The organism is Vibrio cortegadensis (assembly GCF_024347395.1).
In the GTDB taxonomy this organism is placed as follows: domain Bacteria; phylum Pseudomonadota; class Gammaproteobacteria; order Enterobacterales; family Vibrionaceae; genus Vibrio; species Vibrio cortegadensis.
Genome location: NZ_AP025475.1, coordinates 1 through 23,153, shown reverse-complemented (window position 1 = coordinate 23,153; position 23,153 = coordinate 1). Strand labels below are relative to the sequence as shown.

The following is a 23,153-nucleotide window of genomic DNA, read 5'->3' as shown; positions in this document are numbered from 1 at the left end:
TCTTGAAGAGGACGATCGGTAATGAAGGCTAAAAACAAGATTGTTTGTTCTGTCATGGCCATCATTGCTCTTATCACCGGAGGGGTTGTTCAAAGCGACCTGATGGTTTCACAACAAGCCTTGGAGATCATAGGCAATGCAGAGGGATGCCGACTGGATCCTTATGTTTGCCCGTCCGGCTTAATCACTAACGGTGTGGGGAATACTCATGGCGTAGATGATAAGCCGGTTACTGAAATTCAAGTCGCAGAGGATTGGGTTAAAACATCAAATCCTCAGAAAAATGTCTCGTTGCTTCGATGGGTGATGCTCCGATGAGCCAAGGGCAAATTGATGCTTTCACATCATTCATATTCAACACAGGCTGTACGCGATTCAGACATAACCCTGATGGCAGCGAGACACGCATTTATAAACACATTCGCCAAGGTAACTACTCCAAAGCTTGTAACGAGCTTTCGTTTTGGGTGTATGGGGCTGGTAAGAAGTTACCAGGCCTAGTTAAGCGGCGACAGAAAGAAACGGAGCTCTGTTTTGCTAACTAAGATGAACGGCATTTTTATTGTGGTGCTTGGGTTGGTGATTGGTTTCTTTTCTTTGCGTGTTGACTATTTGGAGCAACAGATTGAATCGAAAGACTCAACCATTGCAACCAAACAGGCTGAACTTGCAACAGCCAAGCTATCCATTGCAACCGTTACTCAGGTCAATACCGATTTGAATTCAACGATTAATACGCTCACTCAGCACCTTGACGATGAGCGTAAAGCCGTTGATTACATGAAAACTTACAATGCGACCGTGGACGCAACAGTGAATCAAGCCGTCGGTGAACTAAAAGGACTACTGCAGAATGAAGAAGATGATTGTGGCTCTAAGCGTTTGCCTGCCGATGTTATTGACAGCATGTGGCAGCACTACCGATCTCCAAGTGGTGACGCAGACTCGTGATGTGGTAGTTCTTCCACCTGCGGCTTTCCTAACACCTTGTGATATTCCTTTCGATGGCCCGCCCCTGACAAGGGATGAAGCTGTTGAACGTGACCTGATTTGGAAGGGTGCGTTAGAGAAGTGTGGGCAAAAGCCCGACAAGATCAAACAGTGGTACCAGGATAAGCAGGCCGACAAGTAGCGTCGATTAGCGCGAGCACATTCCTTATATCCATTGCTTACTCTAAAGCCAGCCATGTGCTGGCTTTATTTCTAAGTGGGTTTACGAGCCTCTTTAGGAATAACCTGAAATGAGTATGAACAACCGAGGGTGTCACCATGTAGTGATTAACTTCCACGTGGACAGGTAACGATAACTGAACGGGCAGACTATGCATTCGTTACGGAAACCAATCTCATGACAGTCAGAGCCTGGACAATCCACCGGACTCTGACAAACCCGAACCAACTCAAGGAAAAAGTCGATAGATATGTGGGTGGTGCATTGGATTGCATGTATCCAATCGGCGCAACGAGGTAGCTATGTTTGAAGCAATTCTGAATACACAAGGGCAGGGCTTTAGAGCGATTGATGAGCAATCAGCCAACCGCTAACCCAACAAAGATGGAGTTAGCAAAGCAGCGCCTTGAAGAGTCCATTTGTTTAGCTATTCAAGCATCAAAGGAAGTGACCGATGGCAATGTTCAAGCACAGACTGACTAAGCAGCAGATAGAAGAAGACTACACACATTACGCCTTTCTATTTGGTGTGGTGCCTATCTACTTCAATGAACAGACCAACGCTGTCTGCGTTCGCAATGGGTGGCCTGAGTGGTGGTTGCTGGACTTCTTTGAAGGATTGTTTGCGGTTTACTGCATTGCAGCCACATCCATCAATCCAGAGCTGGATCCTATGTTCCCAATCAAACTAACCAAAGAGATAAAAGGTAGTGGCCATGAAACTAATTGATAACTGGAAAGAGTCAGGAAAGCTGTGGAGTATCCAATGGGCACTGGCCGTCGTGGCTATGAACCTGCTGGCTTCTCTGCTCCCATTGATTGAGGTGCATGGGTATGCCAGTGTATGCAGGGCTGAACGCTACTGCAGCTGCGTTGACGATCATCTTTCGTGTTCTTTCTCAGACACCTAAGCCTGTCTAATGCGACCGCGGTCGCAATGGGTCCTTCCGGCGTATCTGGAACCCCACGGGGCATGACCTCGCAGAAAACCTCTCACTTTTAAATTTTTTCGTTTTTCAGGGTTTCCGGTTTCCGCATGAAAGAGCAGCTTTTAATCCGAATATCAAGTTTGGCCAGAAGCAAATCGGTGACCTACTTGGCATTTCAGATCGCCAAGTCAGAAACCTGCAAAACCAAGGCGTACTGCCGAAAGCAAAGGGTCGAGACGGTATCGATCCTATGGAGTGCATTCACTCCTACATCAGTTATAAGTCAGTCGAAAACCGACTGAAGAAGAACCGGAAACACCTACCGAAGAATCGGAAAACAGCGCGAACAACAGCTCAAGAATGATGAGCGTGAAGAACGCATATTACTCAACCGAACAAAGCGCCTGGTACTCGAAAACAATATGCTCCTATCTCAATCATCACAGACACCATTTCAATGGTTGCGATTGCGTTGCGAACCCGAGTGGATTCGTGGCTACCGAAGTTGAAGATGGCATGGCCGGATATGCCGCCAGAGCAAATCGAGGTACTTAAGCGAGAATTGGCTATGGCATTGAATGAGCTTGCAGACGTTAAACCAGATCTCTCAGCATACGAAGATAGCGATATCGAGAGCGGTTTCGCGAGCCTTGAATCCATTGAAGGCGACGATACCGTTAACCGGAGTTGAATGGTCGGACAAATATTTCAGACTACCAGAGGGTAGCTCTCAAATAGCAGGTGCTTGGGTAACGCAACCACTGCAGGTGGCGGCGTTTTAACATGATGACAAACGACAGTATTCGTTTGTTGGCTGTAAAAAGTCCGCACGTCTCGGTTACACAAAATGGTTGTAGCCGCTTTGTTTTACTTAGCAGAGCACAAAAACGCAGTGCTGTTATTTACCAGCCAGTCGACGATGAATCTGATGCCTTTGTGGTTGATGAAGTTGATCCTGCTATTGCAGAGATGCCCGTTATTCAGCGAGTTTTCCCCGACTGGAACGTAAAGAGCGAGCACAACAAAGTTTCAAAGAAAGTCATGATTGGTTCAATCCTAGACTTTCGAGGCGCCACATCACCAGGTAACTTCCGACGACTAACCAAACAAGTCGTGGTCGGTGATGAGGTTAACGCCTGGCCACTTGAAGTTGGCAAAGGTGGAAAGGCGAAGGTAACCCTATCAAGCTTTTTGCATTAAAGCGTTTGAAAGGGGCCAGCTTTCCAAAAGCCATATTTGGTACAACGCCAACGGTTGTTGGTCACTCGCATATCTCGAACATCCTTGAAGATTGTGATCTTACATTCCGTTTCTACTTGCCATGCCCTCATTGCGGTACTGAGCAGGTGCTGGAGTTTGGAGAACGCGACGGTGAGATAAAAGAGTACGGCCTACTGTGGGACGACACTCAAGAAACTATTGAAAAGAAAGCCAGAACGGCGCATTACAAGTGCAGCAACGTGAACGACTGTGGCGAGTCTTTCCATTACTCCGACCTGACCAAAATGGAGCAGGAAGGACGATGGATGGCAGAGGACTTCACATGGACAAAAGACGGGATCCATTTCTTCTCTGAGAATGGGTTCAGAACTCAACCACCACGGAACGTTGGCATTGAAATCAATGCTATTTACTCACTCAACCTTGATGGTTGGGGTGAAATTGTCGATGAATGGCTTCGAGCCAGAGGCAAGCCTGAAAACGAACGGACATTTATTAACACGGTTCTTGGTCAGGATTATGAAGATAAGAACGGTGAGAAGTTAGATTTTGAAGTGCTTAAAGAGCGCCGAGAAGTTTACAACGCTCCGGTACCTGATGGGGCGGTTTACTTAACTGGCGGTATTGATAGCCAGCGAAACCGATACGAATGCTACACGTGGGGTTGGGGCCAAAATGATGAAAAATGGCTGATCAACAAAACCATTTGCATGGGTGATTACGACAAAGAAAGCACCTTGGAAATGGTCGATAAAGTTATCAATCAAACCTACAAAAAGCCAACGGCGCTGAAATGACCGTGGCTCGTTGGTGTTGGGATACGGGTGGTATTGACCCTGATATCGTCAACAAACGCAGTAAAAAGCACGGTCTATTCCGTGTCATACCAATTAAAGGTGCCAGTACTTACGGCAAGCAAATCGCCTCATTTCCACTCAAGCGCAATAAGAACGGCGTTTATCACACTGAAATCGGTACTGATACCGCGAAAGACTTGCTGTATTTGCAGATGGAGAAGTCACCACAAGCCAAAGATCAACCAATGGATGGGGTTATGCACCTCCCGTTGAATGATGAAGTTTGTGATGAGGTGGTGTGCCAGCAACTCGCATCAGAGCGACTGGTTGAAAAGTTGGTGAATGGCAAGCGAGTTCTGAGGTGGGATAACGAAGGTAGACGAAACGAGGCATTAGATTGCCTGGTTTATGCCCCCGCTGCTCTCAGAATATCAACTAGCCGGTTCGGTATTAATTTATCCGAACTCAGCGAACCTCAATCATCCAGTAAAGACGAAATAGATATTGAGGCACTAGGTGCCGCATCGGGGTAATACATGACAGATCAGCAACGGTTAGATCAAATGCGGTTGGCTTATCAAAATCTATTGATGGGTAAGTCAGCTCGCGTCATTCAAAAAGATGGTCGTCGGGTTGAATACAGTCCGGCAGATAAGCAAAGCCTGCTTAGTGAAATTCAGCGGCTGGAAAGTATTGCAGGACAAAGCAGGCGTCGAGGCCCAGCGGGAGTGATTTAATGAAAGACGTACAAATTCTGCATCCGTCTGGAATGCCAGCTCGGCAAATGGCAGGTTACGAAGGTGGAAATGCGGGGTTTGGCGGTCAATTGGCAGAGTGGACGCCACCGTTAATGACGGAAGATGCAGCCCTGTTGCCAAGCCCTTGATTTAAGCAACGCTCGCTCAGACGATTTAGTTCGTAACCATGGTTATGCAGCAGGCGGTATGCGTCTGCACCTGGATAACATTGTTGGTCATATCTTCAAACTTAATTGGCAGCCAATGTGGCGTCGATTGGGTTGGACTGAAGATGAGTTCATGGACTTAAAAACCGATGTAGAGGCGGCTTGGCTGGAATATGCCGAGGATGACCGTTGTTACATTGATGCAGAGCGAAAGCGGACTTTCACCATGTTAGTCCGAGCAGGTATTTGTCAGCATTTTAATTATGGCGACGTAATGGCTGCAGCGGAGTGGATACCAGACCGACACGCAGGTTATTCCACCTCTATTAAAATGATATCGCCAAAGCGAGTGCGAAACCCGGGCAATGTCACGCTGATGGATTCAGATATTCGTGGCGGGATTAAGCATGGCCGTCATGGTCAGGCTCAGGGTATTACGTCGCTGATATTAATCCGATGATGCCACTTGGCATGATCGCGAACAATTACCGCTACGTTAGCAAAGAAACGTGGTGGGGCCGAAGTAAGTTTATTCACGTATTTGATGCAAAAGACGATGGGCAATCTCGCGGTACCAACGCGTTGATGTCAGTTATGAGTCAGATGCACATGCTGGATAAATTGCAGCAAACCAAGCTGCAGAACGCCATCGTCAACGCCATGTTTGCAGCTACGATTGAATCAGAATTAGATTCGACCGAAGCTTTCAACTTTATAACTGGCGGTGAAGAAACACAAAAGAACATGTGGAACTGGATGGGCGCGGTGAATAAATACCACCGTGGCGCAAACATTCGCATGAATGGCACGAAAGTGTCTCACTTAATGCCAGGTGAAAGCTTAAACCTACAGCGACCATCGAATGCTGATAATGGTTATAGCCAGTTGGAGATGTCGATTCTTCAATACATCTCATCTGGTATTGGTGTTTCCGTTGAGCAATTAACTCACAACTTCCAAAACTCTAACTACTCCAGTGCTCGAGCAGCCTTGAATGAAAGTTGGCGTTACTTTTATGGGTGATCGCAAGTTCATTGCTTCGCGATTTGCTACTCGTATTTTTTCGCTATGGCTGGAAGAGGCTGTTGCAAAAGGTGTTGTCAGGCTTCCGAAAGGAACGAATTTCTGGCAGGCACGTTCTGCACTTTGCCGTTGTGGGATTGGATTGGCTCAGGCCGCCTGTCGATTGATGGTATTAAAGAAGTTAAAGAGTCCATTCTTCTTATCGAAAGCGGTCTTTCTACTTATCAGAAAGAGCTGGCCAAGATGGGCGAAGATTACATCGAGGTGTTTGAACAGCAAATGCGTGAGATGAAGATTCGCGAAGAGAAAGGATTACCAAGACCAAGTTGGTTGCAGGCCGAGCAGTTTGCTCCTGAGCAACCGGACGAACCAGCCAACAATGGGAGCAAAATGAACCAAATAATCAGCCAGTTTAACCAATGTCCGGTTTTGCTAGCGCCGAGTCAGCTTAGTTCGTTCCTTTGGTGGTTTTAAGCCTCAGTTAGATACCAGCAAGTTATCAATGCAGGAATTGGCATTGGCAACAGGGATTTCACACGACGCCAAAATGAAACCCTATCAAGTTGTTAATGGTATCGCGGTTATCCGTATTCAGGGTGCATTGATTCACAACCCGGTGGAGCAGCAGCAACTACACCGGATACGACGTTATCAAGCGAAAAGTGGCTTTCGCTATGCAAGATAAGGACGTAAAGGGTGTATTCCTGCTTTTTCATACCGGAGGCGGTAGCGTCTACGGTTGCCCTGATACGGGCGACTTGATTCACCAATGCAGCAAGGTTAAGCCAGTATGGACCCTATCTGAAGATATGGCTTACTCAGCAGGGCAATGGCTACACGCTCAGGGCTCACGTCGTCTTGTTACTCAAAGCGGCGGTTTGGGCTCGGTAGGCGTTGTTGTGGCTCACGCTGATATGTCGAAGATGCTGGATGATTATGGGATCAATATGACCCTTCTTTTGATGGCAAGCATAAGGTCGACGGAAACCCATACGAAGCGTTATCAAATACCGTAAAGACAAAATTTTGCTGACTGTAAAAGACGCGTGGCAGCTTCGCTTCTGCCGTATCGCGAGGAACAGGCATGAGCGTTGGTGATGTACTTAGTACCGAGGCGGAATGCTACACAGGGCAAGAGGTTGTTGATATTGGCTTCGCACAAGAAGTTGTCAGCAGTAATACCATCCTTAACGAGTTCATTGAGCACGTTAACAAACCGAAATCAGTAAACCACATTAGGAAACGTCATGGATCCGAACAAAGAGAAAAAAAAGCAGGCCGACTCGCAGGCAACAGAGCAACAAGCGAGCACTACAGCGCCTGCAGAAACCGAACCTGCTCAGTCTGCGTCTGAGCAATCTCAACAAGCCGATGAACGTTCTCGCATTAAAGGCATTATGGGCTGTGCGGAAGCGGAAGGTCGTGGTGAGTTAGCTAACCATTTAGCTTTGATGATACCAACATGAGTGTTGATGAAGCAAAAGGTATTCTTGCTGTAGCTCCTAAAGCAACCGTGGCGGCTTCATCTTCAGTGCAAAACCTGCTTCTGATGCATTTGCTCAAGCAATGGGTACCGAAGAACATCCAAATCTGTCAGCAGACGGTGTTGAAGAAAATGCGGAAACAGGCTCTGTTGACGTACAAGCATCTGCAATCTTGGCTGACTTTAAAGCAGCAACGGGAGTGAAATAATGACAACCGAAAATTTAGATTACAGCGAAGTAATTACAGGTGACACTGACATTGAGCATGTGACGGTAATTATCGCATCTGGTGAAGATGTGGCTCAGTACACTCCACTGGTACATGATGAAACCAGCGGTCATTACAAAGCAGCTGTCGCGGCAACGAAAAAGGCTCAATTCCTTTCATCTTTTGCTGTTGATGCTACGAGTGGCGCAAAAAAACTCACACAGCTATCAAAGCGATTAGCATCGACCCTGCTGTCGTGTTATCATCCGGCAGGCATGGGTGACGAGCTGAAATCAGGTTTGTTTGCGGGTACGCCGATTAGTACTCAGTCGCCAGCATAACCAACTCTTTCATTTCTATAAAAGAGCCTTTATGGCTCTTTTTCATTTCTGGAGTATCCATGAAATTAACAGCTTTAACGACTGCAGTGCTTATTGCACTCAAGCAGCAAATGCCGCCTCAATATGTGCCTGCACTTCGCAAGCGTTTAGTTAAAGGCGAAATCACTTTTCCGACCAAAGCGATTGCATTCGACAAGATTAAGAAAGGTCGAAAGTTAGCCCCGCTTGTTTCACCAATGATTTCCGGTAAGCCACAAAAGCAAAAGGTGGCGTGATGACTTCGGTCGAACTGGCTTATGTGAAACCAACGGATACCGTAACCTCTGATCGTCTTCTAAAGCGTCAGCCTGGTGAAGCGCTTATGGGTGAACTGTCGCCAGCGCAGCGCTTGAATGCTATTCGTGCTGACTTATTGAATGAGCAGTATGAAAGCATTGAGCGTCGTGAAGAGTGGATGTTGTGTGAAGTGCTCAAAACTGGCGGTGTGACGTTGGAAGGTGAAAGCTTTGAAGCCATCCATATCGACTATGGCCGAAGCCCTGAGAACAACGTTACTTTGTCCGGTGCTGACAAATGGAGCGCACTGGAGAAAGACAGTGAAAACCTATGGAAGACATCGAAGATTGGGCGTCTCGTTGTAACTTGGTAGCGAATGAAGTCTATATGGGCCGTGCAGCCTGGCGTTTATTCCGTTCTTTCACATGTGTGAAAGATGCATTGATACTCGCCGCGGTTCGCGTTCACAAGCTGAAACTGCAGCATTGAATAACGCCAACTTTAAGTGGGTTGGTTCAATTGGTGAGTTCGACTTCTTTGTTTACACGGGCGCGTATGAAGATGATGCAGGTGTCGATCAACTTTATGTGGATGACAACGGCGTGATGGTGACTTCTTCTGATGTTGAAATCTACTTTGCATATGGTGCGATTCAAGATGTTGAAGCCAATGCGATGGGCATTGTAGAAGCGACTCGTTACCCATCTAACTGGTTTACTAAAACCCAAGCGCGGAATGGTTGCAGACTCAATCAGCACCGATTCCAGTAATGCTGGATGGATGCCGACGAAGCGTGTTACGCACGCATTTAATTTTGACCTAAAGAAAGTGATTGCGACCATGGTCGCAATCACTTTCGGAGAGCAACATGGCCAATAAAACAGAACTTAATGCTCAGCTTGATTTTTAGAAGCTGCGCTTGATGAAGCAGGGTGGAGTATGCCAAGGTCAACCGCGACCAGACCAATGCTGATCTTGAAAAAGAAATCGCTCGCTTGGAATCGCTACTGCCGGATGAAGGCGATGCTGATACCCGTGTGAGTCATCTAATGAGAAGCCGCAAGAGCAAGACCAGCAAGCTTCGCAGCCAGAACCACAGCAAGCGGAAACGCAAGCAGCAGAACCTACGGGCAAAACCGCACGGTCAAGCTTTTTTAAAGGCGTGAATATTGAAATTACTCTCGCTGGAAAAAAATGGTGCTGCAGGGTGATAAATCCCATTCATTACCTGAAGAACGTGCTCGTTCTATTGTCGCTGAGAACTTAGGGTGTTTGAGGATGTCGACGTTTGATAATGAATTCGACCAAGCGATGGCTGAAGCAGACGATACGATTTGGTCTGCATTTGGCGTTATGGTGAAAGTAAATGGTGGTGAAGCAATTCAAGCTGTTTATGACGAGTCGTTAAATGAGTTCGATGCCATGGCAGGCTTGGTTCGCAAGTTATCATTCAAGACTAGCGACGGAGTTCGCCCTCGAAAGGGTGACAAGGTTGAATTTGTTAGCACAGGACGAACACTGACAGTCACAAGCGGCCCATACCCAGACGGCGGGAACATTCAGGTGATCTTATGAATAACTTAGACCGAGAATTGACGCAGGCGGTTAATAACCTTTCTGCGTTACAAAAAAGTGCTGTGCCAAAAGCGAGTGCTATGGCTATTAACCGCGTCGCCACCCGTGCCATTTCTCGGTCGAGTTAAAGATACGGCTAAAGCCGTAAGGATTAAGCAAAAAGTTATTCGACCACGGGCTTCCCTTGAAAAAGCGAACGGGAAAATGCCAGTTGCTTACGTTCGTGTTCGTCGGTTTGATGTGCCAGCTATTTCTATTGATACCGCTCGAACACAGATACGACGCAAGAAAGGTCGTTACATGGTTAGCCAGTCGGTAAGAGGCAGCAATGGTCGTTACCAGAAGCGAGAGCATTCAGGAAACACTGCGATTGTTGTTGGTCGACATAAGTTTGAAAACGCATTTTGCAGAAATTGAAGAATGGACGCTGGCATATCATGCAGCGGACCAGGATGCCTGTTATCCAATGGCAAGGTTTGTAAAGTTCCAATTGTTAATGAAATAACGAACGCGTTTCAAAAGCACAGTAAAGCGTTGATAAAAACAGATATGCCAAAAAGAACTTGTTAGTGCGATGCAGCAACAGGTTCGGTTGATTGTTCGTCGAGAGGTAGGCCGTGGAAATTAACACCCAAATTCGAGAGCAAGTGATAGCAGACTTAAAAAAGCGGTTTGTTAACCGATAGTGGTGACCCAATGGTCGCCACTTTTTAATGGTCTACCTGCCTTTATTGAAGTTCCTGAAATGGAAGGCTATGAGGGTGACATACCAGCTGTGTCGGTTTCGCTTGCAGATGGTACAGCGACCGATGAAGATTTTGATGAAACTTTGGCAAGCCGTATTAAACATCCGAGTGTACTTGGTTGCAGATAACTTTTACCGATCCAGAGTTAGATAAGTTCGGCTCAGAAATCCTAAAAATCATCACAGGGCATTATACCGCTAACGGGGCCGCTCTCTCTGCAACCGAACTTCTTATGATTATGGTCGAGATGATGAGCAGCCGTGGGGAACGCTTGACTTAGCGTTTACCGTTGAATATTGCGAAGAAGAGCAAAAATGACAGCACTAACAACACCAACCAAAGGCGCAGGCACTACGTTCCGGCGTCTAAAAAGATGGCGAAGATTATTGCCATCACGGATTACACCGATGATACGAAGTGATCAAATTGCCAAAATTCGAGAGATTCAGCCAGGTGAAATTACGGCCGAAGACGAAGAAGACGATTACCTGATGATCCTAAAGCGCGATTGGAGTAAAACCAGTCCAGGTACTAAGTCAGCAGGTGAAACTACACACACCATTGCATGGCCACCAGGCGTTTCAGCAGCAGAAGTTGGTCGATGATGTGAACAATGATGATGATCACCATTATCGCCGAAAGTATCCGAACGGTGCGGTTGATGTATTGAATGGTTACATCAACCATTAGTAAGGCCGGCAAAAAAAAACGACCCGTACTATCAAAATCAAATCGGTTGGTCAGCCTAAAACGGCCGAAGAATTATTGGCTGGCCCTCCAGCGCAAGGATAGTTATGAAAACGTTCCCGAAGAAAAAGAGCATCCCGATTTCGAGGGATAATATTGAAATAGCATCAGGTTATGAGCGTTTGATTTCGATTATTGCGTCAGATTTAGAAAGCCAACTCAACAAAAACAGCTTGCCGAAGATGCCGAGCGAGTTCGAACAGTATTGAAGCCATGGAAAAATGCCTAAAAGCGGTTCGCGTTAATTTTATTGTCAATCAAGACTTGTCGCTCATGGCCATCAAAGACAGCCGAGTTAGAAGAACGTCGTCAAACGGCGATGTCACACGACGCCAGAGCCAGTTAAGTTATTGCACGAGAGAAAGCGGTTTTTTCTGAACCCCTCCCAAAGAAGCCGAAGAGACCAGCGAAGAGAAAGATGCGAACAGAAAGTTACAGTTGGAGCCAGCCGACAAAAAGGTTAAAGGGGCCGAAAAGGCGTTCGCCATGGATCTGCCGAGAAAGTTCGGGGGTGGCGCCAGCATGCCTGCTCCAGTGAGCTGAGTTGGCATGAATGGCAAGAAGATTACCAGCTATTGTTTCACGCGAGACGATAGCGGTGAATTGGCGGCTTGTTGCCTTTATGCGCGGCTAATGGAACGTCGCCGCGAAAGAGCATTGTTAGACTCACCTCGCGTCCTCAACCGCGATTGGCCGTTCAGTTTGAACCAGAAGAAACCCGTGAAGATGATGACGAAGAGCCGATGGCCATGGGCGAATCGGCTGGAGAATGCTTTGAGCGCTCAAACAGCCGATTTAATATCCGCCAATGCCGATGCCGCCGCTTCAGAAAGATGGATTACGCAAAATGCCGCGCGGTTGAAGCAAAAAGCTGCCGCAGCACGATGCCACCGCCGATTTCCGATAAAAGACGCAAGTGGCCGGCACAATATGAGCCAGCGATATGGGCGCCAATGACAAATCACGGGGATGATAGAAGGCAGGTATCGGGCATAATCGCCGCGCATTACATGGTGCGTCAGAAGCAAAGCCCGTGAGAGAGCGAATGGCGGTCGTCGCTCGTCCAGTTGAACAAATTCAAGCCCTGGTTATGCTCTCCGAGCAGTACAGCATATCCGGCGATAAAATGGCCGACATCCGCGACGTGAACGATAAGCCGGTGACTTCACCGTCAAAAGGCGAAGGTGAAAGTTTAAAGACTTCTTTTGAAAATGTTGCCCGTTAGTTGGCGCGACCGCCGATGCCTGCCTGCAAGTCCTGAGGTAGGTGAAAGTTAAAAGAGATGATGCGACGTTAACGATGAAAGAGCAATTAACGATTTAGAGCAGATTGTTAGCGACGCATTCGCCTTGTCGCCATTGCTTCGAAAAAGGTGAGGAGCGAAATGAAAGCTCATTCTCAACCACGTTTATTTGAATGCGGCGATGTTAAACAGCGACATTCGGGTCAATTCAAGCCAGATGATCAGCAAATTGGCGATGCGGAACCGCGACAAAGCTTGGCACCCATTCAGCATCAAGTGAGCAGCCACCCTCGCCGCCGGGATGATGCCAAGTCAAGTTTGCGGCCGATTTAACAAAGCGGCGCAAAGACACACCAACCAACAGAAGCGTTTGCAAAGCCACACAACAACACTGGTCGGTCACGAACACTTTTAGAGAAGCACCGAGAAATTTCGGCGAGATGATCGAATGTGAAGGAAGAGCCGAAAGAATACGAAGGGTGCCGATGTCAATGCCCACCAGCATAAACCGTTTGGCAAGAGCAAAATAGCCGGTTCAACTTACAGCGTGAGATCGGGATGAAGCGAAGAGATGAGCTTCAAGCACCGAACGACAGCCAGCCGAACAGCAAAACGCTTTGCCAGCTCGTTTAAATTCTCCTCTAGTTCAAATGATGACAAGCAGGCTCAGGAGGTTCTTCCTGCAAATACTGAGTTAGAGCGAACCGCCGCAGGAGCAGCGTCGCCTTCATCACTTCGATAAGTATCGTGCCAGCGAGAGAGAAAAGTTAGCGACGAACAGCGCCACTGATATTGAAAACCTTCAAGTCGGAACAAGAATTCGTCGGGTTATGAAACCATGGATGTGCTCGCTGCCGAATAAAGAACGTGCCGATGAAATTTTTTTATCCTAAGCCGAGCAAGAATATTAACGCCGTCAAGATGAAATCATTCAGCGTGAACCCGATGCCTTTACACGCAAGGAAAGATGAGAAAACAAAAGCCGAGCAGGCGCACGCCAGAGAGCTGAAAACAGAACAAAGACTAGAGCAACAAATGCTTGGCATGAAAATGCAAGCGGCTGGTCAAATGGGGATTGAACAAAACCGCCAAAAAGCGCCCTGTCATTCAAAAGCGGCTTTTTAGCGCAAAAGCAATGGCCGCCGCCTCAGGTTTATATCCAAGGTGAGGTTGCAGCAATGGCTGCAATGGTCTTTGCCTCCGATTGACTTGGCCCTATAGCGGGGCAGGCATGGCGGCAGCATCAGACGATGGCTGGCGTTAGTGCCGGCATGATCATCGGTCAAGGTATCGCAGGTATGGCCCATGATGGTATCGGTGAAATACCAGCAGAAGGTACTTGGCTTTTAAAACAGGCGAGCGCGTTTATACCAACGATTCAGCGAGTCAACTTGACCCAGATGTATAAAGCCGTCACGGCTATGCATACCCATCGCTCGGCATCGAACGACCCATCTATGCGCTTTTCTCAGCAAAACAGCAGGTATGAGAACTGGCGGTAATGTCGTGAACATTTTTTCGAGCGCCAGAAGGCACAGAGAAAAAAAAGAGCAAGGTAGTGATGGTGAAGAATCACAAATGCGTTTTGGCCGATATGGACGCAGATGGCCCTATATGTCACAAGCAATGTCTCGAACGTTTGGCACGGCCAGACAGGGGTATAAATGGACGGAATGATTTACCCCGATTTTCTTCCTCATCCACACTTCACATCTCTCGGTATTAAAACAACAATCCAATCGAATAAGAAGCGAAATGACGTCAGGCCGAACTTCGGCAAAGGCGTCGATTCCAGTTGTTCCGCAGAGCAAACATTGGAATGGCGTTTACTAATACGAAGCCGCAGTTTTTGGGATGGGTAGAACATTTTTTTCAGGCGGAATTGGCAGGTTTCGGTTGAATCAGCGTACCGAGTTGGGTGTTGTTCCAGTTGATATACGAATGATTCAACACCCCTTGAAAATGCCAAGAAAAAGGGCGGTCGATTTCTTTATTCAGCGAAGCGTGAGATCAGACAATACCTCACCAGAGTGAAGAGAACACAGTTGGACAAATCCTGCACCATACCAGATGAGTTCGTTGATGGCGCGAAATGAATCGTTATTACACGGAGAGCTGGAAATAACGAACAGCAACAAATTTTTTCAGCTAGTGGCCGATTTTCAAAAGAATATTGATTGGTTAAACCAAGTTCTGAAAGGTGATTATGGGCATTATTAATGATGGGATTTCTCTGCCAACGATCACTAAAGCCATTGATGACGCCTATGCAGGTATTATTGGCCATGGTCCAGGGTCGCCGCCATAAGACAAAAGCTGATTTACCCGCCAGCCCCCATCGGGAGCGGCATTAGCTCAAGTCTGGAATGATCCGGTACAAGATCAAAAACGGCTTGTATGGTTGGGATGGTGCTAAATGGGTTAAGTCGCAGCATGATCAATATCGATCAGCTTGAAAGGAAGTGGATATTTTATCGACTCGACTCGATAGCATTTCGTTTAAAAGGGTAGAGCACGGCGATAAATCACAGTCCGGTTTTTATATTAGAAAACCGACGGTAATGAAGAAGATATACCGGATGGTTGGCCACACCATACATCCCAGTCACACAGAAACCATAGTCAAACGAGAATCGGATACGTTGTTGATGATATAGTGGCGCGGCGAATTTGGCATTTTTTATGACGATAAGCAAAGCTATCTAGGATACTTTAATACGAGCTCCAATGAATATTCATTTGTTTCAAGCCTGTTTAGCGGAGCCAGATTCATAGAAGCGTCGTCACCATCTTTGCCACATTATCGCTTACTACGTTCATAAAGCTGAAGCCGCATCTATAGAGGGGGCTAATCAGAGTTAACGATGATATTGATGAAGTGGTCGACCGTGGAAAGAGCACCGAAGAAAAGCGACTTTTTAGAAGATGGCGTGGAAAATGGGTTTATCGATATGCCGGGGAATTTGTACCAGCGGAAACATACCACAGCACCAATTGCCGTAATGCCCGGCGATGTATTTACCGGCAAGGTTATACCTCTCCGATGTTATAAGCCCCCCGTAAAGCCTTATACGGTGAAGACGGTGGGTTTCGCGGTCAACCGGTGGCGGCGTAAAGCCGATGTTATTCAAACACAGAAGCGACCGGGCAGGGCGTCAGCGGCCGAAACGTACGACAGTTTTGCTGGCGCCGACAGGGGGGCATCAAAACAAACCAGAGGCAAAGCCGGATACAAACGGTTGTGTCGATAGTCGACAAAGCGTTTAGTTATGCTGAAAATTCCCGATTATTTTAGCCGCGGTGTACCCGGGCATAGCCGATATCAGGGCGATTTGTTCCGGGTGCCGACCGGATAGCAACAGAATATATTCCAGTTTCGCCGGCGACGGCGACATAACAGGGCACTGGTTCATCGGTGGTTTTAGAGCCGCGGCCATGATGAGCAAAGCACGCATCGGCGGTTATCTGGTACGACAAAACCAACACACAAAAGCCCTATTGATATTCCCGATAGAAGATGATGATGATACTGCGTTCATTCGATCTTCGGCCAGAAATCTACCGGAAGATCAGGCCGTTTCAGCGGCCTTTACTTCGAAAGCAATGATAAAAAGAGCCACCGATACCGATAGTTTTCGCCCAAACAGGCGTATATAACCGGCAACGAATCATTGTATCATATTCACGAGGTATTGTTCCCGATCAGGCATCAATCAGCTTCGGAACTTTTTCAGAGTCAAATGAAAAACCAGCCGTTTTATCTGGTTCTACGCCAGAACGCCAAGAAGCAAAAATTATCGACTTCACCGAAGGCAAGCGAAATATTATTACCGAACTTTCAGAACAGCGTTCAGCGCAGCCTGTTAACCCATCAGAGCCAGAAATTTTGTTTCAGCATTGGCGATAGCCTCGACAGGGTGGCAAATGTCGAATAGCGGGGCGTATCCTAACGAAAGTGTTCTCGACGACGATGGTATTGGCACTGCACGTTGTCCGGTCCGTTCCGCCAGCAGGACCGATAATAATGACCGCTTGGCACATAGAAGATCGCCAGTGAAAGCGAGGGCGCGGAGGAAGGACAGCCAGTAATTCCGGATCTGGGATAACGCATAAGCGACCCTATTTCTGGTGATTTTCGATTCATTGGCTGGCATCAACGGATTCGATCACAACCCAGCCAGGTGGTGTTTCGCCAGACGGCAGCAATATTTCGCATCAGCTTGTCAGCCGGAATGATGTTTATCGAAACACCGAGCGAGTCAAGGTGTCTGGTAAAAAATGACAATTCATTTAAGGGGAATAGCTCAAATGCCGATTTTTTCGCCGTTGGCTTGGAACTCAGGCCCAGTTGATAAACCAGAAAGCTTTTCAGGCGATCGCACGTCCTCAGATGGAAATATGGAATGACGCCGCATTTAAGTTTGGTAACGAATAAAAAAGCGGAATCAGAATTAGAACGGCGTGAAAGCTTTTTACAGCCGTCACATACGCTTTTAATACGATATTGGTTACAAAAAGATGCCGCATTAGTTCAAGAAGCAGCGAAAAATGGTAGCGGCCTCGATCATGCGCATCCTACGTTGCCGCCGATACGCACGATGATGATGCGATTTACCACAAAATGCATGACATTGTCAGTCAAGGGCGTAATGAAATCAATAGAGGTTTATTACGCCTTCTGCCTCGCCATGAAATTCCAATACACACTTCTCGAAATTCAAAATGAAAAGAAAATCAGCGCGGCGATGCTGATTCAGTCATTCGCCTAGCCGACGGGTTTTATTCTGTTCGAGAAGATGGCGAGGAAGGAACAGAGCTGGGGCTTGAAGATGGCAGTACGCTCGAGCCCGGCTTTATCTCTTCCGCTAAAAGCGTGAAAGGAAAGCAAAGTCTTCACTCCAACCGATATCGTGACGGGCGAGGCCCGTCATTTCATTGATAAGGCATCGGGACGGAGGAAAGGTAATCATTACTTACCGAGTTTATCTATCCACTAATTCAATCACCTGCGCAGCCGCAGCTTAGCGTGCGTTTCGGAGAAAGACAACATTCAAACGGTGAGCGTTGCCGCCCTCATTTCACGATCAGTTAATAGAGCTTGGCCAAAACGCCGTTACACACCAACAGTTGCCGCGGTTAAATATCAAGGTTCCTAATGACACTTAACGATTTGATGAAACATATTGCGACCACGGTCGCGATGGCGCAGGGCCAGATTGTTGGGGGTTTGTTTTTAGTCCGTCACTACCATCACGAACTCCCGATGCTGGGCTTTGGTTCTGTCTCACCGATGATAAATCAGGCATGACGGATGGTTATGATCAGGTGGTTACTGGTTTTTGTAAAACAGAACCAATAGATGGCGCGATAGCTTGTCATTTCATTGGAGAAACCTTGGTTCATGTTGGTGTTGTCATCACTGAAAACGGTCTAAAAGTCGCACATACAGGGCGAAAATTGAGAAAGCCACGTTTAGTGAGACTTTCTGAGTTTGAGCGAATGGCGTTAATTACGAGGTATTACATAGAACATGACTATATTGGTGGTTTACCCAAATAAGTTAGATTTATCTAAGCGAGAGTTCTGCCCCGTAGTACCTGGTCAGACGCTTAATGCTTGGATGTCTGCAAACATTAAAGGTTATTACGTTTCAGGAACGCCGCCTTTTTCTTATCGAGTTAATGGCTCTCAGTTAACATCATTAGATTGGTCTGAGTATGTTTGGCAAGATGGTGACTTAATAGAGCTCTACGCTGAGCCAAAGGATCCAGTCACCGCAATTATGGCGGTTGTTGCTGTGGTATCGGCAGGCATGGCCATTTACGTCATGAATCAAATACCAGACACCTTTCAGAAAACCACACCGGAAGGCAGTCCGATTTATGATGCGAATGCTCAGGGGAACCAACCTCGTTTACTGGGGATCATTCCTGAGCTTTTTGGTCGTCATAAAACGTACCCTGATATTATCAGTGAGCCTCATTGGTATTTTGCTGAGATGATGAGTTCCTGCTGCTACCTATCTCCGTAAGCGTTGGTGATATAGAAGCTTAATGGCGACAATATTATTATTGGTGATACGCCAGTTTCAAAATATGGTGTAGATACGACTATCAGATCTTTTCCACCTGGTGCCGACGTCACCTTCACCCAAGTTATCAAAAAAACATCACGAGAAGTTGAACTGCGTCGACTTCCGGCATCGAACTAAAAGGTGCCGCGAATTTATCGAAATCAATACCACTCGAATAGCCCAAAATACAACGACGCTGATTTGAGCGAATTGATGGCTTTTATCGGAGTACTGGCCTGTTGAATGGGGAAGCGGGGCATGTCATACCGTGGCAGGTTCGCTGGTTCGCGTGATGTTTCGAAAGTCACGGTTACGGTGGTTGGCGAGCTGAGGCTACATCAGACATTAAATTTTTGGTCACAAGAGATCTTCGATAATTGTAAACGGAGATTATGTACCAGCATCTCATTTCCATTATGAGCCATTCAATGGGCCTGGCCCAGATTGAATATGCGACCGGCATGATTGATGCCCACCGGAACCGGCATGGAGTTTTATGCCGTTCGCGTTATCGATGCCAACGGTAATATCTACCTGTTAGTACGTCCCTTTTCGATGCTCGCCACTTACCCATCAAGTTCTTCGGTAAGGATGATGGACGCTTTGTTATTAAGAATAAAAAACAAACCAAAAGCAAACATTGAAGCGTTTTGTAACCTTCGCAGGCACCGAACAATCTGGTGGAACTTTTTCATCACAAAGCAGATGACGAATGATTGGCGAATCACGCCGAGAACGCTTTTACAGGTGAAGCAGCCGGCTGCTACGCTTGTCCTGAGTCAGAGATAACCGATCAAATAGCCGATTTGAAGTTTCCCGATGGTATTGGGTACACGAACGACAATGGCTCTATTTCAGCAGAGAATCGCGAGTCATGACGAATGGCGCGGGGGAAAGTAACTGGAACCAGCAGTTTAAACGCTTCGGCGCCACCGTGATCAGATGGGGAATACCATCCATATCAACTTAGGGCGCAAGGCAGCACCAGAAGTGTTTACCGTATCACTGGGGACAAAGACGATAGCCGAGCATTTGACCGACAGACATTTAAACGCCTAAATCGAGATCAGAAAGGCTAATCAATAAATACGAAACTTCACCACCACGGTCGTTCGTATTCCATCGCGGTAGTAATACCTTGTCACGCAGTGCCGAAAACAAGCTTGCGTTGTCCCCTGCCGTAAGCCGCAAATTTCGATGGAGTTGGCGGTTGACTACAGAAACGTAGCGCAACCGGGATATTGCGCCAGCCGTTCGATACATCATCACGACGATGGGTTAACCGACGCCCAGACAGGCCATGATGGCTTTTACGACCACATGAAGTATGGAAAGCGTGGCAATTTCGACGCAGTATTTTACGACGATGACAGCACACTGTTTGATGCTCAAAAGGTGCTTGTTGCCGTTGGTTGCGCAGAGCCAACTTTGAACTATGGTCAAATGGTGCCGGTTCGGGATGAACCCGCAGCGTATTTGATTATCAGTACCAACCCGACAACATGCTGGCAAAAGGCAGAGCGCCCGGTAAGTTCATTGATGAAGAAGAACCCGATGGTATTGAAGTCGAGTAACGACGACCGAAACATGGAAGCCGGAAACGGTGCTTTTGTTTGCCGCCAGGTGATTTAGGTTTGAAGCCCGAAAAGTTCGTGCTTTCGGCGTAACGGATGAAACGAAGCTTGGCGGTTCGGCATGCGTATTCGTCGAAAGAAAGCGTTACCGCCGCCGCCAATACTCATTTTCAAACCGATGGATGGATGTTTAACTCAATTACCTGATTTTGTAGCACTGGCCGATGATGCACAGGTTATGCTCAAAGCGGTCGATTGCGAGCATTTCTTATCAGAATGGGCGACAACGCCAACGTTTGATGCCCGTTGAGTGGGGTGAAGGTGTTCACGTTGGCGTTAAGCGAAGCCGAATGGTAAAACATGGGCCTGCCACGAATGGCGATCGCGGTTCAACCAGCCAGCCAGCCAGTAATTATAAAGGTCTGATTTTGCAATTCGACCTTTCGATCCATTGAACCGCCATTGAAAACAGTTTGGCGCAAGCCGATAGTTGGTGCCATTCATCCCGATTGATGACGTCCACGCGAAGCACCGAAAAAGCGTGAAAGCAGTGAATTATGACGCGAGGGGGGATCAGACGATGATGAGCCAGACGAAAATGGTTACCTAAAGCGGGCTTAGGCCGACTTATTTGCCGATATTCACGACAAAGCCACCATCACGGTTTATTCACCCTGTCCTCACAGGGGAATAAATAAACTTACCAAACCTAAATCAGCGATGACGTCATTCATTCAACTTTCGCCCGCCGCCGCCGTTGTTTTATCATCACATCTTCGGGCGGTTTTTCAACTGCGTTTTTTCACCTTCCAACCTTTGTGCCAATTGGCATTTGGTTGTCGTGGGGATTGTCACTATTGCAGCCTGTATCACAATGAGAACATTGAAGAAGCTGCCAGCTGGCAAAGATAACCAGTAAATCAATTTCCCCCAGCCGAAACCGAAAGGGTTTTTCGTTCGCCGTTATGAAGGGTGCCACGATGAAAGTCAGAAGCGACATCATAGAAAACATGCCACACGACATCAGACAATTGCGGTTTGCGTGGAGTCCTTTCCGTATACCTCCTTTAACCATTCCGCAAAGCTTTTAGTAGCGTAACGCCGCACTCATGCTCATTTCCTCCGTAATAATCAACCAGCTCAGCCGCCGCAGCCATCATTTCTGTTCCGATAATTTTTTATTTCAAATTTTTCATACAATTCCAAGTTCAACTAACATTACTTGAGCGCATTTTGCATTTCAGAATCAGAATACACGAAGTTCTCGAAATGCGCAAGGGGTGTCTCTTTCACACGTAACACCATGACATTGGGGACACGCTTTATGGCACGTTTGTTGGCATGGATAACAACAAAAAAAATACGTACCGATCACATAAGCAGATTAACGACAAACCACGTCAATAGTGACGATTTGCAGTAAAACCTATCAATAGTGACGCGTAGTTTTATGAAAACGATTGTCCGATTGTCCATTTTTGGCGATACCGCGAAATCAGGGAATTTTCGCAAGATAGAATGTCAGATTCGACAGGCATTAGCGTAAGCATCATTCAAAGAATTGAGAATGGTCGAACCGATGAAGCCGAAAGTCATTACAGGAGTTACCGGCGCCGGCGCGGATGGGATACGGGATCAACGCGCTTTTTTTTTCACGAGTTCGCGACCGAAAAAAAGTTGCGGCAGTTTCTCGTAAACCGCCCTTTCGATTTCGAAGCGACAGATCGCCTTTTCACGAATTAGCCGATGCACTAAAGCATTAACGGCACCACTTCACGGTGCCGTTCTTGTTACCAGATTGTGCGAACTTTTAATCAGACCTTACCGATATAAAGACGCAGGCATCATTCAAAACACATGGTTTGCGGTGCGGGGTAAGATATGCAGCCAAAGTTCAAGCAGGCCACCGTATCGTCATCACAAAAGCAAAAGTTAACATGCGTTTCACCATCTAAAATCGTTTTGTTTTTTACCGAAGAAAAGGTCATCACTTGTTTTCATCATGATAAACAAAAAACCCCGAGTAAAGTCAGACCATTTCTTTTAGCACAAAGTTTAACCACGTTTTATTCCTTTTAGTTTGATTAGTGGCGAGCAGTTCTTGATAGCAAGTTTTTGCAACAGTTTCAAATTGAAATCTTCTCCAGCCACCGGGCACTAAATGAGCAGCAGCATAGTGAAAGTTCTTCCCAGAGAAGCACCACGATTTTTTGTTATAGTCCTTTCAGAGACATGATCGTCTCCGGCGGTTTTGGTTGTGTCTTAAACCTCGATCGCAAAGTCGGGGTTTTGTTTTTTTTTGATGAAACAAAAAAAGCGGTTTCAAGTCCTGGGAACCTATCGCAGCCATAAGTGCGGAAACGCTTCTTTGTATGGTTGGCGCACTTTCTTCGCAGGCATCGTGACAACGCCATCAGAACTTTTCAGACTCTGTTCTTCAACCTCGCCTTTCATCAGGGGAATACATACATGGTTTGTTCATTGGCGGCGGCATTCGGCATGCTTGCTGGTATTCGCCTTTCCAGCCACCAAGGCCGTCAGACATTCCACGCCAGTAACACATCAAAGCGATAGCATCGTGATTCATCAACACATTATCTTGGTGGGTGCTCAACCATTTTACTTTCGCCCAATAATCCACCTCATCACAGGTAACAGTTAACCAGGAATATGAGCGCGCGTTTCGGGTTCAATCCGAAAAGCTGTTTACGACTTCGATTTAGATCACCGCAAAGTAGTGCTTGTTAGCCAGATTTCCGGTTTTGAGCCGACGTCACCGTCAGTCACCAGAGGTCAAGTTCAGAATGCTAACTTGTTTCAATGAGCACTTTCCTACGATCC

Annotated in this window: 44 protein-coding genes and 2 pseudogenes; 44 read left to right on the top strand and 2 right to left on the bottom strand. The window is 47.0% G+C overall.

The window, feature by feature from the left end; translation table 11 throughout:
• Window positions 1-21: 21 nt before the first annotated feature.
• The 32 genes and pseudogenes from OCV39_RS20720 (at window position 22) to OCV39_RS20570 (ending at window position 12,647) form a co-directional block, all read left to right on the top strand.
• A pseudogene (locus OCV39_RS20720) lies at window positions 22-545 on the top strand (lysozyme).
• Window positions 535-951 (top strand): DUF2570 domain-containing protein, encoded by a 417-nt coding sequence (locus tag OCV39_RS20715; RefSeq protein WP_261890219.1) that lies wholly within the window; start codon window positions 535-537, stop codon window positions 949-951. The pseudogene OCV39_RS20720 and the gene OCV39_RS20715 overlap by 11 nt, the downstream one beginning before the upstream one ends.
• Entirely contained in the window at window positions 893-1,132 is a 240-nt protein-coding gene (gene lysC, locus OCV39_RS20710; RefSeq protein ID WP_081327200.1) for an Rz1-like lysis system protein LysC, read from the top strand. The genes OCV39_RS20715 and lysC overlap by 59 nt, the downstream gene beginning before the upstream one ends.
• 390 nt (window positions 1,133-1,522) lie before the next feature.
• A complete protein-coding gene (locus tag OCV39_RS20705; RefSeq protein ID WP_261890281.1) occupies window positions 1,523-1,654 on the top strand; it encodes a hypothetical protein in 132 nt (43 codons plus the stop codon).
• Window positions 1,626-1,901, top strand: a complete 276-nt coding sequence (locus OCV39_RS20700; protein WP_261890280.1) for a hypothetical protein — start codon at window positions 1,626-1,628, stop codon at window positions 1,899-1,901. Before OCV39_RS20705 ends, OCV39_RS20700 begins: the two co-directional genes overlap by 29 nt.
• Window positions 1,888-2,082: a DUF7940 domain-containing protein gene (locus tag OCV39_RS21265; protein WP_449369325.1), complete on the top strand. Its 195-nt coding sequence runs from the start codon at window positions 1,888-1,890 to the stop codon at window positions 2,080-2,082. Before OCV39_RS20700 ends, OCV39_RS21265 begins: the two co-directional genes overlap by 14 nt.
• A gap of 475 nt (window positions 2,083-2,557) precedes the next feature.
• A complete protein-coding gene (locus tag OCV39_RS20695; protein ID WP_261890279.1) occupies window positions 2,558-2,791 on the top strand; it encodes a hypothetical protein in 234 nt (77 codons plus the stop codon).
• A gap of 92 nt (window positions 2,792-2,883) precedes the next feature.
• On the top strand, window positions 2,884-3,300 hold the full coding sequence (locus OCV39_RS20690) for a phage terminase large subunit family protein (RefSeq protein ID WP_261890278.1): 417 nt from the start codon (window positions 2,884-2,886) through the stop codon (window positions 3,298-3,300).
• Between the two features lie 5 nt (window positions 3,301-3,305).
• Window positions 3,306-4,651, top strand: a pseudogene (locus tag OCV39_RS21240) (terminase gpA endonuclease subunit).
• Between the two features lie 3 nt (window positions 4,652-4,654).
• On the top strand, window positions 4,655-4,855 hold the full coding sequence (gene gpW / locus OCV39_RS20675; RefSeq protein WP_016786049.1) for a gpW family head-tail joining protein: 201 nt from the start codon (window positions 4,655-4,657) through the stop codon (window positions 4,853-4,855).
• Window positions 4,855-5,004, top strand: a complete 150-nt coding sequence (locus tag OCV39_RS20670; RefSeq protein ID WP_261890275.1) for a hypothetical protein — start codon at window positions 4,855-4,857, stop codon at window positions 5,002-5,004. Before gpW ends, OCV39_RS20670 begins: the two co-directional genes overlap by 1 nt.
• Window positions 4,979-5,482, top strand: coding sequence for a phage portal protein (locus OCV39_RS21235; protein WP_390903281.1), 504 nt, complete (start codon window positions 4,979-4,981; stop codon window positions 5,480-5,482). Before OCV39_RS20670 ends, OCV39_RS21235 begins: the two co-directional genes overlap by 26 nt.
• An 11-nt stretch (window positions 5,483-5,493) precedes the next feature.
• On the top strand, window positions 5,494-6,045 hold the full coding sequence (locus OCV39_RS21230; RefSeq protein ID WP_390903280.1) for a phage portal protein: 552 nt from the start codon (window positions 5,494-5,496) through the stop codon (window positions 6,043-6,045).
• 129 nt (window positions 6,046-6,174) lie between these two features.
• Window positions 6,175-6,519 carry a hypothetical protein gene (locus tag OCV39_RS20660; RefSeq protein WP_261890274.1) on the top strand — a complete coding sequence of 115 codons (345 nt, stop codon included), beginning with the start codon at window positions 6,175-6,177 and terminating at the stop codon, window positions 6,517-6,519.
• 43 nt (window positions 6,520-6,562) lie between these two features.
• Window positions 6,563-6,730 carry a hypothetical protein gene (locus OCV39_RS20655; RefSeq protein WP_261890273.1) on the top strand — a complete coding sequence of 56 codons (168 nt, stop codon included), beginning with the start codon at window positions 6,563-6,565 and terminating at the stop codon, window positions 6,728-6,730.
• The gene (locus tag OCV39_RS20650) at window positions 6,720-7,061 is read left to right on the top strand and encodes a S49 family peptidase (RefSeq protein WP_261890272.1); all 342 of its coding nucleotides are present in this window, start codon (window positions 6,720-6,722) and stop codon (window positions 7,059-7,061) included. The genes OCV39_RS20655 and OCV39_RS20650 overlap by 11 nt, the downstream gene beginning before the upstream one ends.
• A gap of 231 nt (window positions 7,062-7,292) precedes the next feature.
• The gene (locus tag OCV39_RS20645) at window positions 7,293-7,511 is read left to right on the top strand and encodes a hypothetical protein (protein ID WP_261890271.1); all 219 of its coding nucleotides are present in this window, start codon (window positions 7,293-7,295) and stop codon (window positions 7,509-7,511) included.
• Window positions 7,512-7,611: 100 nt separating this feature from the next.
• Window positions 7,612-7,737 carry a hypothetical protein gene (locus OCV39_RS20640; protein ID WP_261890270.1) on the top strand — a complete coding sequence of 42 codons (126 nt, stop codon included), beginning with the start codon at window positions 7,612-7,614 and terminating at the stop codon, window positions 7,735-7,737.
• Window positions 7,737-8,078 (top strand): hypothetical protein, encoded by a 342-nt coding sequence (locus OCV39_RS20635; protein WP_261890269.1) that lies wholly within the window; start codon window positions 7,737-7,739, stop codon window positions 8,076-8,078. Before OCV39_RS20640 ends, OCV39_RS20635 begins: the two co-directional genes overlap by 1 nt.
• Before the next feature lie 59 nt (window positions 8,079-8,137).
• A complete protein-coding gene (locus OCV39_RS20630; protein ID WP_261890268.1) occupies window positions 8,138-8,353 on the top strand; it encodes a major capsid protein in 216 nt (71 codons plus the stop codon).
• Window positions 8,353-8,727 (top strand): major capsid protein, encoded by a 375-nt coding sequence (locus OCV39_RS20625; protein ID WP_261890267.1) that lies wholly within the window; start codon window positions 8,353-8,355, stop codon window positions 8,725-8,727. Before OCV39_RS20630 ends, OCV39_RS20625 begins: the two co-directional genes overlap by 1 nt.
• A gap of 52 nt (window positions 8,728-8,779) precedes the next feature.
• Complete coding sequence (locus tag OCV39_RS20620) at window positions 8,780-9,124, top strand: major capsid protein (protein WP_261890266.1); 345 nt, start codon at window positions 8,780-8,782, stop codon at window positions 9,122-9,124.
• 162 nt (window positions 9,125-9,286) lie between these two features.
• Window positions 9,287-9,520 carry a hypothetical protein gene (locus tag OCV39_RS20615; RefSeq protein ID WP_261890265.1) on the top strand — a complete coding sequence of 78 codons (234 nt, stop codon included), beginning with the start codon at window positions 9,287-9,289 and terminating at the stop codon, window positions 9,518-9,520.
• A 28-nt stretch (window positions 9,521-9,548) separates the two neighbouring features.
• Entirely contained in the window at window positions 9,549-9,929 is a 381-nt protein-coding gene (locus OCV39_RS20610; RefSeq protein ID WP_261890264.1) for a head-tail joining protein, read from the top strand.
• Window positions 9,926-10,057, top strand: coding sequence for a phage tail protein (locus tag OCV39_RS20605; RefSeq protein ID WP_261890298.1), 132 nt, complete (start codon window positions 9,926-9,928; stop codon window positions 10,055-10,057). The genes OCV39_RS20610 and OCV39_RS20605 overlap by 4 nt, the downstream gene beginning before the upstream one ends.
• Window positions 10,005-10,346: a phage tail protein gene (locus OCV39_RS20600; protein WP_315973076.1), complete on the top strand. Its 342-nt coding sequence runs from the start codon at window positions 10,005-10,007 to the stop codon at window positions 10,344-10,346. Before OCV39_RS20605 ends, OCV39_RS20600 begins: the two co-directional genes overlap by 53 nt.
• A 271-nt stretch (window positions 10,347-10,617) precedes the next feature.
• Window positions 10,618-10,803, top strand: coding sequence for a phage minor tail U family protein (locus OCV39_RS20595; protein WP_261890263.1), 186 nt, complete (start codon window positions 10,618-10,620; stop codon window positions 10,801-10,803).
• Window positions 10,794-10,955 (top strand): hypothetical protein, encoded by a 162-nt coding sequence (locus OCV39_RS20590; RefSeq protein WP_261890262.1) that lies wholly within the window; start codon window positions 10,794-10,796, stop codon window positions 10,953-10,955. Before OCV39_RS20595 ends, OCV39_RS20590 begins: the two co-directional genes overlap by 10 nt.
• Window positions 10,956-11,082: 127 nt before the next feature.
• Window positions 11,083-11,280, top strand: a complete 198-nt coding sequence (locus OCV39_RS20585; protein ID WP_261890261.1) for a phage tail tube protein — start codon at window positions 11,083-11,085, stop codon at window positions 11,278-11,280.
• Window positions 11,281-11,469: 189 nt separating this feature from the next.
• Window positions 11,470-11,631, top strand: coding sequence for a hypothetical protein (locus OCV39_RS20580; protein WP_261890260.1), 162 nt, complete (start codon window positions 11,470-11,472; stop codon window positions 11,629-11,631).
• 340 nt (window positions 11,632-11,971) lie between these two features.
• Complete coding sequence (locus OCV39_RS20575; protein WP_261890259.1) at window positions 11,972-12,379, top strand: hypothetical protein; 408 nt, start codon at window positions 11,972-11,974, stop codon at window positions 12,377-12,379.
• 88 nt (window positions 12,380-12,467) lie between these two features.
• Window positions 12,468-12,647: a hypothetical protein gene (locus OCV39_RS20570; RefSeq protein WP_261890258.1), complete on the top strand. Its 180-nt coding sequence runs from the start codon at window positions 12,468-12,470 to the stop codon at window positions 12,645-12,647.
• 226 nt (window positions 12,648-12,873) lie between these two features.
• On the opposite strand, the gene OCV39_RS20565 is transcribed toward OCV39_RS20570, so the two are convergent.
• Window positions 12,874-13,164, bottom strand: coding sequence for a hypothetical protein (locus tag OCV39_RS20565; protein WP_261890257.1), 291 nt, complete (start codon window positions 13,162-13,164; stop codon window positions 12,874-12,876).
• Between the two features lie 72 nt (window positions 13,165-13,236).
• Between OCV39_RS20565 and OCV39_RS20560 the strand changes: the two genes are divergently transcribed.
• The 12 genes from OCV39_RS20560 (at window position 13,237) to OCV39_RS20505 (ending at window position 20,622) form a co-directional block, all read left to right on the top strand.
• A complete protein-coding gene (locus OCV39_RS20560) occupies window positions 13,237-13,407 on the top strand; it encodes a hypothetical protein (protein ID WP_261890256.1) in 171 nt (56 codons plus the stop codon).
• 131 nt (window positions 13,408-13,538) lie between these two features.
• Window positions 13,539-13,790, top strand: a complete 252-nt coding sequence (locus OCV39_RS20555) for a hypothetical protein (RefSeq protein ID WP_261890255.1) — start codon at window positions 13,539-13,541, stop codon at window positions 13,788-13,790.
• 125 nt (window positions 13,791-13,915) lie between these two features.
• Window positions 13,916-14,167: a hypothetical protein gene (locus OCV39_RS20550; RefSeq protein ID WP_261890254.1), complete on the top strand. Its 252-nt coding sequence runs from the start codon at window positions 13,916-13,918 to the stop codon at window positions 14,165-14,167.
• A gap of 162 nt (window positions 14,168-14,329) precedes the next feature.
• Complete coding sequence (locus tag OCV39_RS20545; RefSeq protein ID WP_261890253.1) at window positions 14,330-14,527, top strand: hypothetical protein; 198 nt, start codon at window positions 14,330-14,332, stop codon at window positions 14,525-14,527.
• 1,002 nt (window positions 14,528-15,529) lie between these two features.
• Complete coding sequence (locus OCV39_RS20540; protein WP_261890252.1) at window positions 15,530-15,916, top strand: hypothetical protein; 387 nt, start codon at window positions 15,530-15,532, stop codon at window positions 15,914-15,916.
• Window positions 15,917-16,100: 184 nt separating this feature from the next.
• Entirely contained in the window at window positions 16,101-16,322 is a 222-nt protein-coding gene (locus OCV39_RS20535; protein WP_261890251.1) for a hypothetical protein, read from the top strand.
• 746 nt (window positions 16,323-17,068) lie between these two features.
• On the top strand, window positions 17,069-17,434 hold the full coding sequence (locus OCV39_RS20530; RefSeq protein ID WP_261890250.1) for a hypothetical protein: 366 nt from the start codon (window positions 17,069-17,071) through the stop codon (window positions 17,432-17,434).
• Window positions 17,435-17,969: 535 nt separating this feature from the next.
• Window positions 17,970-18,224: a hypothetical protein gene (locus OCV39_RS20525; RefSeq protein ID WP_261890249.1), complete on the top strand. Its 255-nt coding sequence runs from the start codon at window positions 17,970-17,972 to the stop codon at window positions 18,222-18,224.
• Window positions 18,196-18,696, top strand: coding sequence for a hypothetical protein (locus OCV39_RS20520; RefSeq protein ID WP_261890248.1), 501 nt, complete (start codon window positions 18,196-18,198; stop codon window positions 18,694-18,696). Before OCV39_RS20525 ends, OCV39_RS20520 begins: the two co-directional genes overlap by 29 nt.
• Before the next feature lie 510 nt (window positions 18,697-19,206).
• The gene (locus tag OCV39_RS20515) at window positions 19,207-19,527 is read left to right on the top strand and encodes a hypothetical protein (protein ID WP_261890247.1); all 321 of its coding nucleotides are present in this window, start codon (window positions 19,207-19,209) and stop codon (window positions 19,525-19,527) included.
• Window positions 19,528-19,935: 408 nt separating this feature from the next.
• On the top strand, window positions 19,936-20,370 hold the full coding sequence (locus OCV39_RS20510) for a hypothetical protein (protein ID WP_261890246.1): 435 nt from the start codon (window positions 19,936-19,938) through the stop codon (window positions 20,368-20,370).
• A gap of 63 nt (window positions 20,371-20,433) precedes the next feature.
• Window positions 20,434-20,622: a hypothetical protein gene (locus OCV39_RS20505; RefSeq protein WP_261890245.1), complete on the top strand. Its 189-nt coding sequence runs from the start codon at window positions 20,434-20,436 to the stop codon at window positions 20,620-20,622.
• Between the two features lie 2,127 nt (window positions 20,623-22,749).
• Here the strand turns inward: OCV39_RS20505 and OCV39_RS20500 are convergent.
• Window positions 22,750-22,926 (bottom strand): hypothetical protein, encoded by a 177-nt coding sequence (locus OCV39_RS20500; protein WP_261890244.1) that lies wholly within the window; start codon window positions 22,924-22,926, stop codon window positions 22,750-22,752.
• Window positions 22,927-23,153 lie beyond the last annotated feature (227 nt).

Bases quoted from the DNA above. Each gene is read 5' to 3' on its own strand.
- OCV39_RS20515 (WP_261890247.1), top strand. From the start codon at position 19,207: ATGCCCACCGGAACCGGCATGGAGTTTTATGCCGTTCGCGTTATCGAT.
- OCV39_RS20625 (WP_261890267.1), top strand. From the start codon at position 8,353: ATGACTTCGGTCGAACTGGCTTATGTGAAACCAACGGATACCGTAACC.
- OCV39_RS20645 (WP_261890271.1), top strand. From the start codon at position 7,293: ATGGATCCGAACAAAGAGAAAAAAAAGCAGGCCGACTCGCAGGCAACA.
- OCV39_RS20505 (WP_261890245.1), top strand. From the start codon at position 20,434: ATGCGTATTCGTCGAAAGAAAGCGTTACCGCCGCCGCCAATACTCATT.
- OCV39_RS20575 (WP_261890259.1), top strand. From the start codon at position 11,972: ATGAATGGCAAGAAGATTACCAGCTATTGTTTCACGCGAGACGATAGC.
- OCV39_RS20540 (WP_261890252.1), top strand. From the start codon at position 15,530: ATGATATTGATGAAGTGGTCGACCGTGGAAAGAGCACCGAAGAAAAGC.
- OCV39_RS20605 (WP_261890298.1), top strand. From the start codon at position 9,926: ATGAATAACTTAGACCGAGAATTGACGCAGGCGGTTAATAACCTTTCT.
- OCV39_RS20705 (WP_261890281.1), top strand. From the start codon at position 1,523: ATGAGCAATCAGCCAACCGCTAACCCAACAAAGATGGAGTTAGCAAAG.
- OCV39_RS20550 (WP_261890254.1), top strand. From the start codon at position 13,916: ATGGCTGGCGTTAGTGCCGGCATGATCATCGGTCAAGGTATCGCAGGT.
- OCV39_RS20520 (WP_261890248.1), top strand. From the start codon at position 18,196: ATGACTATATTGGTGGTTTACCCAAATAAGTTAGATTTATCTAAGCGA.
- OCV39_RS20535 (WP_261890251.1), top strand. From the start codon at position 16,101: ATGATGAGCAAAGCACGCATCGGCGGTTATCTGGTACGACAAAACCAA.
- OCV39_RS21235 (WP_390903281.1), top strand. From the start codon at position 4,979: ATGCAGCCCTGTTGCCAAGCCCTTGATTTAAGCAACGCTCGCTCAGAC.
- OCV39_RS20670 (WP_261890275.1), top strand. From the start codon at position 4,855: ATGAAAGACGTACAAATTCTGCATCCGTCTGGAATGCCAGCTCGGCAA.
- OCV39_RS20640 (WP_261890270.1), top strand. From the start codon at position 7,612: ATGGGTACCGAAGAACATCCAAATCTGTCAGCAGACGGTGTTGAAGAA.
- OCV39_RS20545 (WP_261890253.1), top strand. From the start codon at position 14,330: ATGGACGGAATGATTTACCCCGATTTTCTTCCTCATCCACACTTCACA.
- OCV39_RS20690 (WP_261890278.1), top strand. From the start codon at position 2,884: ATGATGACAAACGACAGTATTCGTTTGTTGGCTGTAAAAAGTCCGCAC.
- OCV39_RS20635 (WP_261890269.1), top strand. From the start codon at position 7,737: ATGACAACCGAAAATTTAGATTACAGCGAAGTAATTACAGGTGACACT.
- OCV39_RS20530 (WP_261890250.1), top strand. From the start codon at position 17,069: ATGACGCCGCATTTAAGTTTGGTAACGAATAAAAAAGCGGAATCAGAA.
- OCV39_RS20695 (WP_261890279.1), top strand. From the start codon at position 2,558: ATGGTTGCGATTGCGTTGCGAACCCGAGTGGATTCGTGGCTACCGAAG.
- lysC (WP_081327200.1), top strand. From the start codon at position 893: ATGTTATTGACAGCATGTGGCAGCACTACCGATCTCCAAGTGGTGACG.
- OCV39_RS20555 (WP_261890255.1), top strand. From the start codon at position 13,539: ATGAAATTTTTTTATCCTAAGCCGAGCAAGAATATTAACGCCGTCAAG.
- OCV39_RS20560 (WP_261890256.1), top strand. From the start codon at position 13,237: ATGAGCTTCAAGCACCGAACGACAGCCAGCCGAACAGCAAAACGCTTT.
- OCV39_RS20610 (WP_261890264.1), top strand. From the start codon at position 9,549: ATGGTGCTGCAGGGTGATAAATCCCATTCATTACCTGAAGAACGTGCT.
- OCV39_RS20700 (WP_261890280.1), top strand. From the start codon at position 1,626: ATGGCAATGTTCAAGCACAGACTGACTAAGCAGCAGATAGAAGAAGAC.
- OCV39_RS20650 (WP_261890272.1), top strand. From the start codon at position 6,720: ATGCAAGATAAGGACGTAAAGGGTGTATTCCTGCTTTTTCATACCGGA.
- OCV39_RS20630 (WP_261890268.1), top strand. From the start codon at position 8,138: ATGAAATTAACAGCTTTAACGACTGCAGTGCTTATTGCACTCAAGCAG.
- OCV39_RS20510 (WP_261890246.1), top strand. From the start codon at position 19,936: ATGGAGTTGGCGGTTGACTACAGAAACGTAGCGCAACCGGGATATTGC.
- OCV39_RS21265 (WP_449369325.1), top strand. From the start codon at position 1,888: ATGAAACTAATTGATAACTGGAAAGAGTCAGGAAAGCTGTGGAGTATC.
- OCV39_RS20620 (WP_261890266.1), top strand. From the start codon at position 8,780: ATGTGTGAAAGATGCATTGATACTCGCCGCGGTTCGCGTTCACAAGCT.
- gpW (WP_016786049.1), top strand. From the start codon at position 4,655: ATGACAGATCAGCAACGGTTAGATCAAATGCGGTTGGCTTATCAAAAT.
- OCV39_RS20525 (WP_261890249.1), top strand. From the start codon at position 17,970: ATGACGGATGGTTATGATCAGGTGGTTACTGGTTTTTGTAAAACAGAA.
- OCV39_RS20570 (WP_261890258.1), top strand. From the start codon at position 12,468: ATGGCGGTCGTCGCTCGTCCAGTTGAACAAATTCAAGCCCTGGTTATG.
- OCV39_RS21230 (WP_390903280.1), top strand. From the start codon at position 5,494: ATGATCGCGAACAATTACCGCTACGTTAGCAAAGAAACGTGGTGGGGC.
- OCV39_RS20580 (WP_261890260.1), top strand. From the start codon at position 11,470: ATGAAAACGTTCCCGAAGAAAAAGAGCATCCCGATTTCGAGGGATAAT.
- OCV39_RS20585 (WP_261890261.1), top strand. From the start codon at position 11,083: ATGATACGAAGTGATCAAATTGCCAAAATTCGAGAGATTCAGCCAGGT.